We start from the raw sequence: 1,027 nt of genomic DNA, 5'->3' as shown, positions 1-1,027 counted from the left end.
CAAACACCTTCTAAATAAATTCATTTATTTAGTATATTAACAAATTAGTCTTAACCTTATATCACTAATCTGCCTCGTTTGTGACACAAGAATAGAGCTATTCATTTATTTATAAACAAAACACTCTCCATCTAGAGAGTGTTTTGTTTATTAGCTATTTCATATGATAAATTAATTATTTTCAACTTTGTAGATCTTATTCCAAGCTGACATAGCAAAAACTGCAATAGCTTCCCCAATGCCATAAAGACCTTTAATTAAAAGTTCCATAAATATTATCAACTCCTTTACTATAATTTCCTACATTAGATAAAAAAAGGCAACTATGACCTCCGAAAAAAAATCACATTATTTTACATATACGTATTACTTACAGTTTAGTTCCTATAAATTTCTACTATTTCACTATACTGCCCCGATTGTGACATAACAAAGGGCTACCCTTATATTTAAGAAAAAGCCCCATATTATTTAAGTGTAACTCTTCACAAAGTCGTTTTTTCTAAGGACTGTTAGATTGTCTATTTACTCACAAAAGAAACATAGAAACAAGGTCATTAATTCCTATTGCATTAATGACCTGTTTTTCACATCTTTAGTCATACTCTCATTTATTAGTACCATGAATATCTTTTTTTATAGAAAAGTAAAAAATCTCCTTTGTATTATAAAATCGTTACATGAAAGTTCTTTTAATAATTTAGAAACTAATTTAATTCCTACTCCTTCCTTGAAATACAAACTATCAATAACTATATCTTCTATATAGGCTCTGAAGTTCCCATCTGACACTGCTCTTACTAAGCCAATCAAAGATTCGTCCTTCCAAGCACCAAGGGTCAGTACTTTATTTAATTTATCCTCTTTATCTTGAAACACGTTCTCTTCCAACAAACCCGAATTCTTATATAGTTTAATAACATCTTCGAAATCAATTGCTCTTTCATTACATGTCATTATTTTCATAATTACATTACTCCCACAACTATTATTGGATTAAACACATTAATTAGTATTTATCAACAAC

1 protein-coding gene is annotated in these 1,027 nt (G+C 28.7%); it reads right to left on the bottom strand.

The genetic code is table 11. The features are described from left to right. Nucleotides 1-636 precede the first annotated feature (636 nt). The gene (locus ABTZ91_RS34095; RefSeq protein ID WP_352081110.1) at nucleotides 637-891 is read right to left on the bottom strand and encodes a GNAT family N-acetyltransferase; all 255 of its coding nucleotides are present in this window, start codon (nucleotides 889-891) and stop codon (nucleotides 637-639) included. Between the last annotated feature and the right edge of the window lie 136 nt (nucleotides 892-1,027).

The organism is Streptomyces sp. NPDC126499 (assembly GCF_040302485.1).
Lineage (GTDB): Bacteria > Actinomycetota > Actinomycetes > Streptomycetales > Streptomycetaceae > Streptomyces.
This window is presented reverse-complemented; position numbering and strand designations above follow the sequence as displayed.